Origin of the sequence: Pectobacterium peruviense (genome assembly GCF_002847345.1) — a bacterium.
Classification (GTDB): domain Bacteria; phylum Pseudomonadota; class Gammaproteobacteria; order Enterobacterales; family Enterobacteriaceae; genus Pectobacterium; species Pectobacterium peruviense.
The window spans coordinates 37,423-53,646 of the sequence record NZ_LXFV01000010.1 but is presented as its reverse complement, the minus strand read 5'-3'; the positions used below and the strand labels follow the sequence as shown (position 1 = coordinate 53,646).

The 16,224-nt window shown below is 53.1% G+C and carries 14 protein-coding genes; 5 read left to right on the top strand and 9 right to left on the bottom strand.

All coding sequences use genetic code 11. The features are described 5' to 3' along the window. Nucleotides 1-26 precede the first annotated feature (26 nt). The 9 genes from A0G03_RS08820 to A0G03_RS21750 all read right to left on the bottom strand — a co-directional run bounded on the left by A0G03_RS08820 (nucleotide 27) and on the right by A0G03_RS21750 (nucleotide 10,025). Entirely contained in the window at nucleotides 27-1,484 is a 1,458-nt protein-coding gene (locus tag A0G03_RS08820; protein WP_048262742.1) for a M20 family metallopeptidase, read from the bottom strand. A gap of 92 nt (nucleotides 1,485-1,576) precedes the next feature. Continuing rightward, on the bottom strand, nucleotides 1,577-2,446 hold the full coding sequence (locus A0G03_RS08815) for a transporter substrate-binding domain-containing protein (protein ID WP_048262741.1): 870 nt from the start codon (nucleotides 2,444-2,446) through the stop codon (nucleotides 1,577-1,579). A gap of 226 nt (nucleotides 2,447-2,672) precedes the next feature. Continuing rightward, the gene (locus A0G03_RS08810) at nucleotides 2,673-3,437 is read right to left on the bottom strand and encodes an ABC transporter ATP-binding protein (protein WP_048262738.1); all 765 of its coding nucleotides are present in this window, start codon (nucleotides 3,435-3,437) and stop codon (nucleotides 2,673-2,675) included. Next, nucleotides 3,434-4,168, bottom strand: coding sequence for an ABC transporter permease (locus A0G03_RS08805; protein WP_048262736.1), 735 nt, complete (start codon nucleotides 4,166-4,168; stop codon nucleotides 3,434-3,436). Before A0G03_RS08805 ends, A0G03_RS08810 begins: the two co-directional genes overlap by 4 nt. Further along, nucleotides 4,168-4,884, bottom strand: a complete 717-nt coding sequence (locus A0G03_RS08800) for an ABC transporter permease (protein WP_048262734.1) — start codon at nucleotides 4,882-4,884, stop codon at nucleotides 4,168-4,170. Before A0G03_RS08800 ends, A0G03_RS08805 begins: the two co-directional genes overlap by 1 nt. A gap of 506 nt (nucleotides 4,885-5,390) precedes the next feature. Beyond that, entirely contained in the window at nucleotides 5,391-6,770 is a 1,380-nt protein-coding gene (gene cysG, locus A0G03_RS08795; protein WP_048262732.1) for a siroheme synthase CysG, read from the bottom strand. A gap of 85 nt (nucleotides 6,771-6,855) precedes the next feature. After that, nucleotides 6,856-7,224 (bottom strand): nitrite reductase small subunit NirD, encoded by a 369-nt coding sequence (nirD, locus tag A0G03_RS08790; RefSeq protein ID WP_048262730.1) that lies wholly within the window; start codon nucleotides 7,222-7,224, stop codon nucleotides 6,856-6,858. After that, a complete protein-coding gene (nirB, locus tag A0G03_RS08785) occupies nucleotides 7,221-9,773 on the bottom strand; it encodes a nitrite reductase large subunit NirB (RefSeq protein ID WP_048262729.1) in 2,553 nt (850 codons plus the stop codon). The genes nirD and nirB overlap by 4 nt, the downstream gene beginning before the upstream one ends. Nucleotides 9,774-9,827: 54 nt before the next feature. Beyond that, nucleotides 9,828-10,025, bottom strand: a complete 198-nt coding sequence (locus tag A0G03_RS21750) for a hypothetical protein (RefSeq protein ID WP_048262727.1) — start codon at nucleotides 10,023-10,025, stop codon at nucleotides 9,828-9,830. Between the two features lie 383 nt (nucleotides 10,026-10,408). On the opposite strand from A0G03_RS21750, the gene A0G03_RS08775 reads away from it, so the two are divergent. The 5 genes from A0G03_RS08775 (at nucleotide 10,409) to A0G03_RS08755 (ending at nucleotide 16,224) form a co-directional block, all read left to right on the top strand. Further along, complete coding sequence (locus tag A0G03_RS08775; RefSeq protein WP_048262991.1) at nucleotides 10,409-11,563, top strand: mandelate racemase family protein; 1,155 nt, start codon at nucleotides 10,409-10,411, stop codon at nucleotides 11,561-11,563. 98 nt (nucleotides 11,564-11,661) lie between these two features. Next, nucleotides 11,662-13,272 carry an ABC transporter substrate-binding protein gene (locus A0G03_RS08770; protein ID WP_048262725.1) on the top strand — a complete coding sequence of 537 codons (1,611 nt, stop codon included), beginning with the start codon at nucleotides 11,662-11,664 and terminating at the stop codon, nucleotides 13,270-13,272. Between the two features lie 132 nt (nucleotides 13,273-13,404). Further along, entirely contained in the window at nucleotides 13,405-14,445 is a 1,041-nt protein-coding gene (locus A0G03_RS08765) for an ABC transporter permease (RefSeq protein ID WP_011095549.1), read from the top strand. Between the two features lie 38 nt (nucleotides 14,446-14,483). Next, nucleotides 14,484-15,365, top strand: a complete 882-nt coding sequence (locus A0G03_RS08760) for an ABC transporter permease (RefSeq protein WP_167389295.1) — start codon at nucleotides 14,484-14,486, stop codon at nucleotides 15,363-15,365. Next, entirely contained in the window at nucleotides 15,337-16,224 is an 888-nt protein-coding gene (locus A0G03_RS08755; RefSeq protein ID WP_080965267.1) for an ABC transporter ATP-binding protein, read from the top strand. The genes A0G03_RS08760 and A0G03_RS08755 overlap by 29 nt, the downstream gene beginning before the upstream one ends.

Sequence of the window (16,224 nt, the reverse complement as noted above, 5' to 3'; positions counted from 1 at the left end):
CTTATTTATCCCTTCAAATCAGCTTCTTATTCCTGCGGGATAGGCGCAAACACGTCGTCTGGAATCGGGTTCTCAAACGGTGTGTGCTGCAATCGTTCCTGGTGGTCGGCTTTTGCCTGTGCAATCAGTTCAGGCGTTACCAGCAGATCGATAGCCAGTGATGCCATCGCCTTTGCCGCATATTCCATGCCTTTGTGTGCTGCGCCAGTTTTCCCTTGTGCAACCAATTGCCACGAATGCGCCGGTGTACCAATAGCGTAGGTGGCGCTGCGGATTTGCACGGTCGGCACAACCCAACTGACCGTTCCCACATCGGTGGAACCGATGAAGGCTTCATTCGGGCTATACAGTGGATAAATCCCGTCGTGCAGTGTTAAACCCGGTTGAGGTTTGACGCCGAAACGTGCGTAGGATTCGGCGATGTCTTCGGCGCTCAGCGCCGTCTGGAACATTGCCGCCATCTTGCGATCTTCGTCATCGAACGCTATCGGGCCGAGTGCCAGCAGGTGTTCGTGCATACGCGCTTCCAGCGGTGGGTTTGCCAGTAGGTTGGCATCACCGCTAATCACTTCGCTGCTGACCTCGGTTTCTGTCATCAGCGCCGCGCCTTCGGCAATTTTTTTCACGCGTTTGACTAACTGATGCAGTTCCGGCAACTGGCGTGCTCGTACAAGGTAACGCACGGTCGCGTTAGCCTGTACGACGTTTGGTGCGTGACCGCCGCTGTCGGTAATCGCGTAGTGAATGCGCGCGGAGGACGGCATGTGTTCGCGCATATAGTTAACGCCAACATTCATTAATTCAACGGCATCCAGCGCGCTGCGCCCCAAGTGTGGGCTGCTGGCAGCATGAGCGGCACGGCCTTTGAAGTAAAAATTCAGTTCGTTACAGGCCAGCGATACCGGGCTGTTGACGCCGGTGAAGGTCGCTGGATGCCAGCAGATGGCAATATCGACGTCATCAAATACGCCTTCCTTGACCATAAAACCTTTGGACGATCCGCCTTCTTCTGCAGGGCAGCCGTAAAAACGTACCGTTCCGGCCAGCGCATGTTTTTGCAGATAATCCTTCACTGCCGTCGCAGCCTGTAGCGCCGCGGTGCCGAGCAGGTTATGTCCGCAACCGTGGCCATTGCCACCATTTTCGAGCGGCTTCGGTTCTGCGACATTTGCCTGTTGGCTCAGGCCCGGAAGCGCATCATATTCACCCAGAATGGCGACAATCGGCAGACCTTCACCGAATTCCCCGAGTAGCGCAGTCGGCATGTCGGCGATGCCTTTGGTCAGGCGGAAGCCTTCTGCTTTCAGGACGGCTTCGTGCTGTGCTGCTGAACGATGTTCTTCGTAGTTCAGTTCTGGCGTGTCCCAGATACCGTCGCTCAACGTACAGAATTGCTGCCGCTTGGCCGCAATCAGGCCGCAGATCTCTTCCACGGTCTGGTGATTGACGGCAGGCAGCGTTCCTTCATTGTGTGTTGCATTCATGCGTGGTGTGCTCGTTTGATTTCTTTGATGCATTGGCGCGGGACGCGTCATAGCCCGTTGGCTATGACGCGTGATTCACTAGAAGGTCACACTCAGAGTGGCGTGGTGTCCATACCGAACCATTTTTCACTCAGTTTTCTGATGGTGCCGTCTTGCTTGGCCTGATCGATCGCCTTGTCGAACATGGCTTTCAGCTCAGGATCGCTTTTACGCAGGCCAACGGAGGAGCCGCTACCCAGAATGCCGCCGATGAACTGTGGCCCTGGCATTACGATGTTGTCATTGCCCGGTTTGTCCGTCGTACTTTTCAAGTAAGGCGCGGAAGCGATGACCAGATCCACACGGCCTGCTTTCAGATCCAGATCGTGTTCCTGGGTGGTTTTATATTCGCGTACTTTCATCACGCCTTTCATATATTTATCTAAAAAGGCGCTGGCGATAGAAGCAGACTGCACACCGATGGTTTTGCCTTCCAACAGCGGTTTCAGTTTCTCGACTTCTGCCAATGCTTTAGCTTCATCAGCTGGGTCAATGGAGAAACGCACGCCTGCATCTGGGAAATCTTTGGCGAGTGAACTGGATTTCAGCACGGCGAAAGTCTGCCCTGACTGCGTGTACGGCTGGCTGAAATCGATCACCTCACGGCGTTTTGCCGTGGCGGACATACCTGCAATGATCGCGTCATATTTACCGGCATTCAGTGCAGGAATGGCGCTGGCGAAAGGTTGAACCATGATTTCGCATTTCACCTGCATGTTGTTACACAGCACTTTGTACAGCTCGATCTCCATGCCATCGAGCGTACCGTCTGGCTTGGTGAAGTTATACGGGTGGTAAGCGCCTTCGGTCGCGATGCGGACGGTTGTCCATTTTTTCTCTTCCGCTGATGCGGTGAATGAGGCGGCCAGCGTGCCTGCCATACACAGTGAGCAGGCAAGCAGAGTGAGTTTTGATTTGATCATGATGGTGTTCTCCCGGCGTTTTATATCGTTATATACCCGTCATACTTCAAGTTGCATGTGCGTTGGCCGCGTTCAGTCACCCGAATCACTTACCTGAGTAAGCTCATCGGGACTCCTTCTCTTGCCGCCTTCCTGAAACTCGAATTATTTAGGGTATGTTTTGTTTATTCCCTCTGAATTTCGTGGCAGAGGTAGATGTCTGAACACGAAATCTGCGGGGTTGTGTTTACCAACTGGCAATAAATTGCCGGAAGCGAGCCGACTGGCTGGCGGTGAAAACGTGCTCCGGCGTTCCCTGTTCTTCAATTTCCCCCTGATGGAGGAAGACGATGCGGTTAGAGACTTCGCGGGCAAAATCCATTTCGTGAGTCACGACCAGCATGGTCATCCCTTCGTCCGCCAGCGTGCGCATGACGCGCAGCACTTCGCCAACCAGCTCTGGGTCGAGTGCAGAGGTTGGCTCATCAAACAGCATCACTTTAGGTTCCATCGCGAGCGCACGGGCAATCGCTGCGCGTTGTTGCTGACCACCGGACAGGTGAGCGGGATAGTAGTGACGCTTATCCGCTAGCCCGACCTTCTCCAGCAACTGCTCGGCGTGTTCCACGCATTCCGCCTGTGGACGTTTTAAGACGTGTACGGGCGCTTCGATGATGTTTTCCAGCACGGTCTTGTGTGACCAGAGGTTAAAGTTTTGGAATACCATGCCCAACTGGCTGCGAATTCGGTCGATCTGTTTGAGGTTCGACGGGCGGTTCTGCCCTTTACGGTTCGGCTTCATTTCAATCGCTTCTCCGCCGACGATAATCTCGCCCTGATCGGGAAGCTCAAGTAGGTTGCTACAGCGCAGCAGCGTCGATTTGCCTGAACCAGACGATCCCAAAATTGAGATGACTTCCCCTTGGTTGGCCTCAATCGAAATCCCTTTCAGGACGTCCAGAGAACCAAAGCTTTTATGAATGTTGCGCAGGCTAATGGCGGGTGTCGTCATTGCAGATCTCCCAATTTCTTAATTTTTTTCGCTGCCGGTTGCGCACCCGGCGCACGGAGATGAGGTGTAAGCCTAAATTCTGTCCACATCAGTAAACGTGTCAGAATAAGGTTAATAAACAGATAAATAGCACCGGCGACTAGGAAAACTTCGAGCGCTCGGTAGGTTTCTGCAATGAGGCGTGCGGCGATACCGGTGATTTCCATCAGCGTGATGATGGAAGCCAGCGAGGTCGATTTAACCATCGAAATCAGCTCATTGCCGTAAGCAGGGAGCGCCTGACGGATTGCCAGCGGAAAAACGATACGTTTAAAAATCATGAACGACGGCATGCCGCAGGCGCGTGCAGATTCGATCTGGCCTACGGGAACGGACTGCAATCCGCTACGGATAATTTCACTGGCATAGGCACCGGTACACAGGCTGAGCGACAGCAGGGCGCACCAGTGGGGCTCTCGCAGGAACGGCCAAAGCATGCTTTCCCGAACCCAAGGAAATTGTCCCAGCCCGTAGTAAATCAGGAACAGCTGCACCAGCAGCGGTGTGCCGCGGAAAAACAGCACGTAGGTTCGTGCAATTGAGCGCAGCACGGCAAAAGATGACAACTGCATCAGTGCTAAGCCCAGCGCCAGAAAAAAGCCCAGAAAAACAGAGCTAACCGCCAACTGTAGGGTCAGCGGGATACCGGGAATAATCTCCAGAAACGTTTCGTACAGAAAAGGAAAATCCATCAGCGTTTCACACCCCGGGAATAATGAGACTCAGCACGGCGCATAATCCAGCCGGAACAGATTGAGATAAGCAGATACAGCAGCGCGGCCGCCATGAAGAAATCGAACGGTTTGCCAGTAGAACCGGCGCCGGTTTGTGACTGCGTCATCAGCTCTGCGACACCGGTAACGGAAACCAGCGCAGAGGTTTTCAGCACCAATTGCCACACATTACCGAGTGGGGGGATCGCGTGGCGCAGCAGGAGCGGGACGATGATGCGGCGCAGGCGTAATAGCGTTGGCATACCACAGGCTTTGGCCGCTTCAATTTCCCCTTTGGACACTGCGTAAAAGGCGCCGCGGTAGACTTCCGTCTGTTGCGCACCGGAGGAAATGCCGACGGCGAGTACCCCAGCGAGGAAGCCCGGAAAGCCAAAGAACTCATTGCTGCCAAACAGTTTGGCGAGCAGGGTTAACGCAGAGCTGCCGCCGAAATAAAGCAGGTAGATGATGAGTAGATCGGGGACGCCACGGATGAGCGTCGTGTAACCATCTGCCAGATAGCGCACGGGGCGATTGCCGCAAATTTTGGACCAGGCACCGATCGTGCCGATCACTGCCCCCAGCAGGAAGCCGCAGATCGCCAGCGCGAGCGTCATTCCTGCCCCAATCAGTAATAATTTCCCCCAGCCGTGTTCACCAAAACTGATGAGCTGCCAGAAAGTAACGTCTTCCACAAGTGACTCCAAACTGCTTGCTGATTGTTCTGTTGAACAGAACTGTTTTTGTGATGAGAGGACTACATACTCCGTTCATGAACGAGAGTAGAAATACGTAATGACGCGATGTATCTGTACTAATGCGATGTATCACCCTTCGATATGTACTAAAGCGGTGAAGCACTAGTGTAATGAACCACGATGGTTTGACGATGAAATCGGTTCGATATGAACGACTCAGAGGTCGCGCCGCGAATCTATTAGAAGACTAAGCAATAGTCGGGCCACGTTTTACGTAAATTATTATTGATTATTTATTCATATAGTCTGCTTATTAATGAGTTTTATTTTAATCAAAATAAGGCAGATGTGGCCTGTGGTAAAGCATTAAAGTGACATTTTGTAAGGGGGTATGTTTAAAATAGTGCATTGTTATGCTATTTGATGGGGCGTTGCATTATGATGGTGCAATAACCGCTATCCAGTAGGACGGATAGCGGGTGAGTCTAGGGATAGGGAGAGGATTATGCTGTCTGTTCAGCGAACCAGCTCAATTTTTCCCGCAGTCCGACGACGCTGCCGATAATGATCAAGCTTGGGCTGCTGGCTTGTTGGGCTAATTCGCCCAGCTGTGAGAGCTGTCCACTTAGAACACGCTGTTTCGTTGAGGTGCCATTTTCGATAATGGCGACCGGCACGGTTTCCGGTAGTTGCTGCTCAATGAGCTTATTTTGAATGTGTTCAGCCTGTTGAAGCCCCATGTAAAACACCAGCGTTTGTTTTTCTGCTGCCAGGCTGGACCAGTCGAGATCGGTGTCGTGTTTGACGTGCCCGGTGATCAGCCTGACGCCCTGCGAGTGATCGCGATGGGTGAGTGGGATACCGCTGTAGGCCGAGCAGCCTGATGCAGCGGTAATACCGGGAACGACAGAGAAGGGCACGCCTGCCAGTTGCAGATATTCTAGCTCTTCGGCACCACGGCCGAAGATAAAGGGATCGCCGCCTTTTAGCCTGACGACGCGATGGCCAGCCCGTGCCTTTTCTTCCAACAACTGATTAATTTGATCTTGAGGAACGCTGTGATACCCAGACGCTTTGCCGACAAAGATGCGCTCGGCGTCACGGCGTGACAGATTGAGAATCTCTTTCGACACCAGCCGGTCGTAAACGACGATGTCGGCCTGTTGTAGATGCTGTAGACCTTTCAACGTCAGTAATCCTGCATCACCCGGTCCGGCACCCACTAGCGTTACTTCACCTCTGTCATCCAACGGCGCGGAGAAAAGCAGTTCCGTCAGTTGTTGAACGCTTTGTTTGTCTTCATTGGCCAGCGCCTGTGCCAGCCGATCGTGTACGAAGAGTTTTTCCCAGAATCGGCGGCGCGCGCTCATATTGCAGAAGCGGTTTTTGACGCGGCTGCGTAATTCGCCTGCGAGTGTTGCCAGCTTACCGAGATTTTGCGGCAGGATGCTTTCCAGTTTTTCCCGCAGTAGCCGAGCCAGAACCGGCGCGGTACCGCCAGAAGACACGGCGACCATCAGCGGTGAACGATCGATGATTGACGGCATAATAAAGCTGGCGCGTTCAGGGGAGTCGACGACATTACAAAAAATTCGGCGCTCGCTGGCGCTGGCATAAACGTGGTTGTTGACGTCCTGATCGTCTGTGGCGGCAATCACTAGCCATACCTCGTTCAGTAACGTGGGATCGAAGGTGCTGTGTACCAGCGTTAATTGAGCATCCTTCTCCCACGCCCGAAACTGATCGTTAAAATCGAGCGCATTGACGGTAATCACTGCGCCAGCATCCAACAATAGCCGGGCCTTGCGCTCGGCTATTTCACCGCCTCCTACCAACAGACAAGGTTTATCGTGTAGCTGACAGAATATTGGCAGGTAATCCATGTAACGCCTCTTGAGAACTCAGATTATCTTAAAAAATAAGATGGTGGTGTGCCCTGCGATGTACGCAGGACACTGCCCATTAGGGCTAGGGTAATGGTTGGCTATTATCAACCGCTACGTCACTGTCTGCGATGGATATTTGCACATTACCGTTTGTTACCTGAGTATCATAAGCTGCAACAGAATAGGCACCATCCTCCAGACAGAAACCATCATAAAGGCGAAAGTGCTGTTTTTTCAATGGGCTTGCGACCCAAAGCTCTTCATGATGTTCGCCCACTATCCCACGGCTTAATACGCTAGCCTGTGCGAAGGGGTCGATATTACTGAGGGCGTAAACCTGTTCATCGTTACGTGGCCGGAATACGGCGATCTGCTGCTGCTCGACCAGTGCGCAAACGCCCGTACCGGGCAGGATGTCGTCTAACTTACATACCGTCGTCCACTGGCTCATGCGTTTTCCTCCTCTAGCTCAATCTGTTTCACTGGAATACGCTCGGTAGGGCGCGCTGGACGGTGTTGTTGACGTTCACCCACCATTTGTACATTTGGATCGCGTTCTGGGCTGTTAATGAAGTGGGCGAAGCGTTTCTGTGCCTCTGGGGCAGCCAGTGTGGCCTGCCATTCGCAGACATAGCCTTCTCGCAACCGTGCAATATCGGCTTCAAGCTGATCGTTAATGCCCAGTTTGTCTTTCACGATCACATTACGCAGATAGTCGATGCCGCCTTCGAGATTATCCAGCCACACGGACGTACGCTGGAGCTTATCGGCCGTGCGAATGTAGAACATCATGAAGCGATCCAGGTAGCGAATTAAAGTCTCGCGATCCAGATCGGCTTCCAACAGGTCGGCGTGGCGCGGTTTCATCCCGCCGTTGCCGCATACATAGAGGTTCCAGCCTTTTTCGGTGGCGATGATCCCTACGTCTTTACCCTGTGCTTCAGCACATTCCCGCGTACAGCCGGAGACGCCAAATTTCATTTTGTGCGGGGTGCGGATGCCTTTGTAGCGGTTTTCCAACTCGACGCCAAAGCCCACGCTGTCGCCGACGCCAAAACGACACCAGGTGCTGCCGACGCAGGTTTTCGCCATACGTAGCGCTTTGGCGTAAGCGTGGCCGGTTTCAAATCCGGCTTCGATGAGCTGCGCCCACACGTCAGGCAGGTCGTCTTTTTGTACGCCAAAGAGCGCCATGCGCTGAGAACCGGTCATTTTGGTGTACAGGTTATATTGTTTCGCGATACGGCCAATGGCGATCAGACCATCGGGGGTGATCTCCCCACCGGCGGAGCGTGGGATGACGGAATAGGTGCCGTCTTTCTGGATATTGCCGAGGAAGTTATCGTTGGAATCCTGCAATGGCGTGTGCTGTGGTTCGAGTACGTATTCGTTCCAGCAGGAAGCCAGCAGGGACGCGACGGTCGGTTTACAGACCTCACAGCCGTAGCCTGAACCGTGTTTTTGCAGCAGTTGATCGAACGTTTTGATTTTTTCGATTTGGATCAGGTGGTACAGCTCCTGACGCGAATAGGCAAAGTGTTCGCACAGGTGATTATTGACTTCAATCCCTTGCTTGCTGAGTTCCGCATTCAATACCTGTGTCAGCAGTGGAATACAGCCGCCGCAGCCCGTACCGGCTTTGGTGGTTTCCTTCAGCGCCGCGACGGTATGACAGCCACCGTTAATCGCTTTGATGATGTCGCCTTTGGACACGTCAAAGCAGGAACAGATTTGTGCACTTTCCGGCAGTGCATCAACGCCCAGCGTTGGTTTCGCACTGCCCGTCGTAGCCGGAAGAATCAGCGCTTCAGGGGAGTCCGGCAGCGGGATCTTGTTCAGCATGAATTGCAGCAGATTGCCGTAATCCCGCGTGTCGCCGACCAGTACGGCACCGAGTAACGTTTTGTTATCAGCGCTGACGATCAGACGTTTGTAGGTTTCTTTATTTTCATCCAGCCACATATAGCTGCGCGCACCCGGCGTATGACCGTGTGCGTCGCCAATCCCGCCAACATCGACGCCCATTAACTTGAGCTTGGCGCTCATATCGGCACCCTGGAATCGGTTCTCATGCCCTAACAGATGGTCGACAGTGACCTGTGCCATTTTGTAGCCGGGCGCAACCAGACCAAACGGTCTGCCCTGCCAGGCGGCACATTCGCCGATGGCATAGACATCAGGGTCGGACGTTTGGCACCAGTCGTTAATGGTGATACCGCCACGTGGGCCGATTTCCAGCGCACACTGGCGCGCCAGTTTGTCCTGCGCACGGATACCGGTAGAGAACACGATGAAATCCACTTCAAGCGTGCTGCCATCGGCAAACACCATCGTCTTGCGGCTTTCCAGACCGGAATGCTGAATGGCCTGCGTATTCTTTCCGGTGTGCACTCGCACACCCATGTTTTCAATCTTGCGTTGCAGCAGGGCACCACCCTGTGAATCTAGCTGCTCGGCCATGAGCACGGGGGCGAACTCAATGACGTGTGTTTCCACACCAAGGTGTTTGAGCGCACCAGCTGCTTCCAGACCTAATAGCCCTCCGCCGATCACTGCCCCACGTTTGCTACGGCGGGCGCAATTTTCGATGGCGTTCAGATCTTCAATGGTGCGGTACACAAAACAGTCTTGCCCGTTCGATCCTTTGATTGCAGGAATCCAGGGATAGGAGCCGGTTGCCATGATGAGTTTGTCGTAATACACGGTACGGCCGGAATTGGAGTGTATGGCTTTTTCACTGCGGTTGATGGTGATGGCGCGTTCACCTAGCAGGACGTTAACGCCATTTTTTTCGTAATAGCCTTCGCGTACTAAAGAGAGTTCTTCTACCGTGTGGTGAGCGAAGTAAGAAGAGAGGTGGACACGATCGTAAGCGACGCGGGGTTCTTCACAAAAAACGGTAATCTCGTAGGTGGACGTTGGGGCCTTATCCAGTAACTCTTCGATAAAACGGTGGCCAACCATCCCGTTACCGATAACAGCGAGTCTGACTTTGTTCATTTTTGCCTCAAAATTGCTTCTTCTGAGGTTACCTTATCGCGCTACAAGGGGCGCTTATTGATGTACATCAAGTTGTCTTTTATATACTTCTTTGTGGGTATGTTGATGATTTTGCTTATTTTTTATTAAGTCTTGGTTTTTGTTGGGTTTTTCATGACAAGTAAAAATGAGATCTATAGCACGCTTTTGGTCAGAAGCCGACTGATTAGCGGCCAATCCGCTATCAGAGTAATCATCCCCCTCATCAATCATTCACGTTTCAGAACGCTTAGAAATAAAACTAAGGGATTATCCATTTATTTAATAAGGATATGAAAGTTTCTGGTGATAATGCTCACAGCTTTATGTGCAATTGCACAGTTATCCGCAGCATAATTTCTTCATATGAAAGAAATTGCCTAATGACTAACGGCGTAACAACCTTAATAATTGAAAATAAAACGCTATTTTTTTTTAATTAGCACGCCATTTCTTTTTGTGATGTCGATCGACTTATAAGGTCGTACCAGAAAGATATCGGTGTTTTTTTATCTACCGACCCAACACAGCCAGTGGAGTTCTTCTTTAATTATTTATGTGGCTTACATTCGCAATCGCGTACATGAGTTGTGTTAAACATCAAGGCAGGTAACAACGTGAAAATAGAATCAATTGATGTCACCGTCTTCACTTATCCCACACGTCGGGTTTCCGACAGTGCGGGTCATTCACACCCGGGAGCTGAGAATCAGGCCAAGATGGCGTTGTTGACCATCACGGCGGATGACGGCCAAAAAGGTTACGCTTTCGCTCCGCCGGAAGTGATTCGTCCTCATATCGTTAACGCTTTCTTCCGCAAAGTGCTGATCGGGCAGAACCCGTTCGACCGCGAGCGTCTCTGGCAGGATCTGGTGCATTGGCAACGCGGCAGCGCCAACCAACTGACCGATCGTGCGCTGTCGATTGTGGAATCTGCACTGTGGGATCTGCAAGGTCGCGTGCTGAACATGCCGGTACATAAACTGCTCGGCGGCTATCGTGAAAAAGTCCCTGCTTACGGCAGTACCATGTGTGGCGATGAACTGGAAGGCGGTTTATCTACGCCAGAAGAGTTCGGCCAGTTTGCAGAAAAGCTGGTGCAGCGCGGCTATAAAGCCATCAAGCTGCACACATGGATGCCTCCGGTGTCATTCGCACCCAGCCCTAAGATTGACGTAAAAGCCTGTGCGGCGGTGCGTGAAGCGGTCGGCCCAGATATCTGCCTGATGCTGGATGGTTACCACTGGTACAGCCGCAGCGATGCGCTATACATCGGTCGTGAACTGCAAAAGCTCGATTTCACCTGGTTTGAAGAGCCAATGGAAGAACAGAGCATGGCATCCTACAACTGGCTGACCAAGAGCCTGGATATCGATGTGATTGGGCCGGAAAGCCTGTCAGGTAAATATTTCAGCCGTGCTGACTGGGTTAAAGAAGGCGCATGCGACATTTTACGCGCGGGCGTGCAAGGCGTAGGTGGTCTCTGGCCGTGTCTGAAAGTTGCGAGCCTGGCTGAATCCTTCGGTATGGATTGTGAAATCCACGGTAACGGTGCGCCAAACCTCAACGTTGTTGGAGCGATTAAAAACTGCCGTTGGTATGAACGCGGGCTGCTGCATCCTTTCCTCGATTACGACGAACCTGCTGCTTATCTGAATTCGATTGTCGATCCGATGGATGACGAGGGCTTTGTGCATCTGCCGCAACGTCCAGGGCTGGGAGAAGATATCAACTTTGATTGGATTGAGGAGCATACCCTAAGTAAAGAATAGTTTTTTATATGAATAGTTTGTTGTTCGATCTGAAAGATAGCCTTACCTAAAAAATAAAAAGTTGTCGTCTTCCATGCTCCCACACCTGGAGAATAATGATGAAAGCACGAGCAATACTCCGTACCCTGCTGTTAAGTTCACTCTGCATGGCCGCTACGCCGGCCATTCTATCGGCAAAAACTCCTGACGATCAGCTGATCGTGGGGATGAATATGAACAACATGCTCTCACTCGATCCGGCTGCAATGACCGGTAACGAAGTGGTGGGCATTATCGTCAACCTCTATGACTCGCTGGTGGTGCTCGATCCGGCCAACCTGAGTAACATCCTGCCTTCTCTGGCGAAAAGCTGGAGCGTCAATGATGCAGGCACCGTCATTACCTTCAATCTGGTGGACAACGCCAAATTTCATTCCGGTAACCCCGTGACGGCGCAAGATTTTGCCTGGTCGATGAAACGTCTGCTTAGCCTCAATATGGCTCAGGCCACGACCTGGAAATCCTACGGTTTCACTGCGGAAAACGTGGAGAAAATGATCCGCGCCAAAGACGCCCACACCGTTGAAATCGAACTGCCTAAACCGAACGACCCCAAGCTGGTGATCTATTCGCTGGCGACGCTGGGTAGCGGCTCGGTGCTGGACAGCAAAACGGTCATGCAACATGAGAAAAACGGTGACTGGGGTAACGGCTGGCTGACCACGAACGAAGCCGGTTCCGGCCCGTTCAAGCTGGATGTGTGGCAGGCGAAAGACGTGCTGCGCATCAGCAAGGTTGAGAACAACTGGCAGGGCGACGCGAAAATGCGGCGCGTAATTTTCCGCCACATGACCGAATCACAGGCGCTGCGTCTGATGATTGAAAAAGGCGATATTGATGTTGCCTCTGGGATGTCGGTGCCGGATATCAACGCGTTGAAACAAGACAAAGACGTTGTGGTTGATGAGGTGAAAAAAGGCACGCTGTACTACGTTGCAATGAGCCTGAAAAATGAATACTTCGCTAAACCGAAAGTGCGCGAAGCGGTTCGCTACCTGATTGATTACGATGGCGTCAATAAGACGGTGATGCCTGGCTATGGTTTCTATCATCAGCGCCCCATCCAAAAAGGGATGGATGCGACGTTGCCGGATCCTGGCTACAAACTTGACGTGCCGCGCGCCAAAGCGCTGCTGGCCGAAGCGGGCTACCCGAATGGATTTGAAACCACGCTGCGTGTCTTGTCCGATCAGCCGTTCCTGAATCTGGCTACGTCGGTACAGTCCACGCTGGCACAGGCGGGCATCAAAGCCAAAATCATCTCCGGCACCGGTAATCAGGTTTACGGCGCGATGCGCGATCGTAACTTCGATATGCTGGTTGGTCGCGGCGGTGGTGGCGTTGACCCGCATCCTCACTCCAGCCTGCGTTCTGTTGTCTATAACCCCGATAACAGCGACGAAGCCAAACTGACCAACTTCCAAGGGTGGCGCACCTCTTTCTACGACAAACCCTTGAACGACATGATCGATCAGGCGCTGTTGGAGAAAGATCCTCAGAAACAGAAGCAGATGTATATCGACGTACAGAATCGCTATGAAGAACTGTTCCCGGCCATTATTCCGGTGTCGCAGATGATCGATTCTGTGGTGTTGCGTAAGGACGTGAAAGGCTATGTGCCGCATCCGTCCTCCACGACGCATCTGCGCGAGGTCTATAAGCAGCGCTAGTGTCCACACGTTAAACCGGATGGTTAGCCGACACCTTTCCAGCTAATCATCCGGCTCAGATACGTTAAAAAGAGATGACCGCGTGAGTGGTGGTTTGCTGTCGCCGCTAACCGGGATATCAGGAGAAAGAACATGGTTTTCTCTGATTGGATCAAGCCGGGTGGAGTACTGCGTCGTTTGGCAAAACGTCTGTTTCAGGTCGTCATCACGCTGTTCGGGTTATTAATCCTGACCTTCGTGATCGGCCGCGTGATGCCAATCGATCCAGTCCTGGCTATTGTTGGGCAGGATGCTGACCAAAGTACCTATCAACAGGTTTACCAACAGCTGGGGTTGGATAAGCCGCTGTATGTCCAGTTCTTTATTTACTTCAATTCACTGATGCATGGGGATTTGGGCAATGCGCTTCTGACTGGGCGACCGGTCGTGGATGACATTATCCGGGTTTTCCCTGCCACCATCGAACTGGCCACTATGGCGATTATCGTGGGCGCGGGTCTGGGCGTGCCGCTAGGCGTGCTGGCTGCGGCGCGACGCGGTAAATGGGCAGATTATGTGGTGCGTTTTATTAGTCTGGCCGGTTATTCCACGCCGATATTCTGGGTCGGGATGATGGGGCTGCTGGTGTTCTATGCCTGGCTGAACTGGGTTGGCGGCGCTGGGCGGGTTGATATGGCCTACGACGGTTTGGTGGAGAACCGTACCGGTTTGCTGCTGGTGGATTCGCTACTGGCAGGTGAGTGGGATGTGTTCCGCAGCGCGCTGAACCATCTGGTGCTGCCAGCCACGATTCTCGGTTTCCATTCACTGGCCTATATCAGCCGTATGACGCGTAGCTTCATGCTGGCGCAGCTTTCGCAGGAATACATCATCACTGCGCGAGTGAAAGGGCTATCTGAGTTCCGTGTTGTCTGGGCGCATGCGTTTCGCAATATTCTGGTTCAGCTTCTGACGGTGGTGGCGCTGGCGTATGGCTCGCTGCTGGAAGGGGCGGTACTGATCGAAACGGTCTTCTCATGGCCGGGATTTGGTTCCTATCTGACAGGCAGCCTGCTGCTGGGGGATATGAACGCGGTTATGGGATGCGTGCTGCTGGTGGGGTTGATCTTTGTGACGCTTAACCTGCTGTCGGACATGTTGTATCAAATCTTTGATCCGAGGACGAACGCATGAATATTTCCTCTGAGCCGCCGGTCACTCGCGCATCAGTAATGCGGACACCGCCGGAAAAACGCGTGAGTCGTCTGCGGCTGCGTGGGGCGCGAATCGGCGGGTTTCTCTTGACGATGATGCGCAATCCACTTACCGCGATTGGTTCCGCGATTGTGCTGATGTTGGTACTGGTTGCCATCTTCGCACCGTGGATCGCCACGCACGATCCGCTGGTACAGGATTTGTCCAACGCGCTACAGGCGCCGAGTGCGGCACATTACTTTGGCACCGATGAGTTTGGGCGCGATGTATTTAGTCGTCTGGTCTACGGCTCGCGCATCACGCTGTATATCGTTGCACTGGTGTCGGTCACCGTTGGACCGATCGGGTTGGCGCTGGGTGTGATTTCTGGGTATTACGGCGGTATCGTCGATACCATCCTGATGCGTATCACCGATATTTTCATCTCTTTCCCCAGCCTGGTATTGGCGCTGGCGTTCGTTGCGGCACTCGGTCCTGGTCTGGATCATGTGGTGATCGCGATTACGTTGACGGCCTGGCCACCGATTGCTCGTTTGGCAAGGGCGGAGACGCTGTCGCTGCGTCACGCGGATTTTGTTTCTGCCGTGAAGCTCCAAGGGGCATCGTCTGTCCGCATCCTGCTGCATCACATTGTGCCGCTGTGTCTGCCGTCGGTGATTATTCGTATCACTATGAATATGGCGGGCATCATTCTGACAGCGGCGGGTCTGGGCTTTCTGGGGTTGGGGGCACAGCCGCCCGATCCTGAATGGGGCGCGATGATCTCTGCGGGTCGTCGTTACATGATGGAGTGCTGGTGGTTAGTAACTATTCCGGGGCTGGCGATTTTGATTAACAGCCTGGCATTCAACTTCCTTGGAGACGGCCTACGTGACATCCTCGATCCCAGAACTGAATAAGTTTTCTCAACGTGCGCCGGGAAGCTCGCCCCTGATGGAAGTGGAAAATCTGCGGGTAGGCTTCGTGAACCGTGGTGTTGTGACGGATGCCGTGCGCGGTGTCTCCTTCACGCTGGGCTGTGAAAAGCTGGCAATTGTCGGCGAGTCTGGCTCCGGTAAATCGACGGTCGGCCGTGCGCTGTTGCAGCTGCATCCGCATAGTGCGCGGATTACGGCGGACAAACTGCGCTTCGGTGATACCGATCTGCTGAAAGCGGATGAGGCGCGGATGCGTCAGATTCGCGGCAAGCGCATATCCATGATTATGCAGGACCCCAAATATTCGCTGAACCCGGTGGTTTGCGTCGGCGATCAGATTGCCGAAGCCTATCTGGCACACCATAAGGTGTCGCACCGGGAGGCGAAGGAAAAGGTCATGGCGATGCTGGACGTGGTGCGGATTCGTCAGCCAGAGCGTGTCTACAAGTTGTATCCCCATGAGATCTCGGGCGGACAGGGGCAGCGCATCATGATTGCGATGATGCTAATTACCGAACCCGAAATCGTGATTGCCGATGAACCGACCTCCGCACTGGATGTGTCCGTGCGCTTGCAGGTGTTGGCGATGTTGGACGATTTGGTGAGTGAGCGCGGTCTGGGGCTGATTTTTATCAGTCACGATATCAATCTGGTGCGCAGCTTCTGCGATCGGGTGCTGGTGATGTATGCCGGGCGCGTCGTGGAGTCGATTGCTGCCGCCGATCTGGACAACGCACAGCATCCGTACACGCGTGGGTTGCTGAATTCACTGCCGGATATCGACCACCGACGTCCGCGTTTGCCGGTGATGAATCGCGATCCAGCCTGGATCAATGGATAA

Bases quoted from the DNA above. Each gene is read 5' to 3' on its own strand.
- nirD (WP_048262730.1), bottom strand. From the start codon at position 7,224: ATGAGCCAGTGGACGACGGTATGTAAGTTAGACGACATCCTGCCCGGT.
- A0G03_RS08815 (WP_048262741.1), bottom strand. From the start codon at position 2,446: ATGATCAAATCAAAACTCACTCTGCTTGCCTGCTCACTGTGTATGGCA.
- cysG (WP_048262732.1), bottom strand. From the start codon at position 6,770: ATGGATTACCTGCCAATATTCTGTCAGCTACACGATAAACCTTGTCTG.
- A0G03_RS08760 (WP_167389295.1), top strand. From the start codon at position 14,484: ATGCGGACACCGCCGGAAAAACGCGTGAGTCGTCTGCGGCTGCGTGGG.
- A0G03_RS21750 (WP_048262727.1), bottom strand. From the start codon at position 10,025: ATGATTGATGAGGGGGATGATTACTCTGATAGCGGATTGGCCGCTAAT.
- nirB (WP_048262729.1), bottom strand. From the start codon at position 9,773: ATGAACAAAGTCAGACTCGCTGTTATCGGTAACGGGATGGTTGGCCAC.
- A0G03_RS08765 (WP_011095549.1), top strand. From the start codon at position 13,405: ATGGTTTTCTCTGATTGGATCAAGCCGGGTGGAGTACTGCGTCGTTTG.
- A0G03_RS08820 (WP_048262742.1), bottom strand. From the start codon at position 1,484: ATGAATGCAACACACAATGAAGGAACGCTGCCTGCCGTCAATCACCAG.
- A0G03_RS08805 (WP_048262736.1), bottom strand. From the start codon at position 4,168: ATGGATTTTCCTTTTCTGTACGAAACGTTTCTGGAGATTATTCCCGGT.
- A0G03_RS08770 (WP_048262725.1), top strand. From the start codon at position 11,662: ATGAAAGCACGAGCAATACTCCGTACCCTGCTGTTAAGTTCACTCTGC.
- A0G03_RS08810 (WP_048262738.1), bottom strand. From the start codon at position 3,437: ATGACGACACCCGCCATTAGCCTGCGCAACATTCATAAAAGCTTTGGT.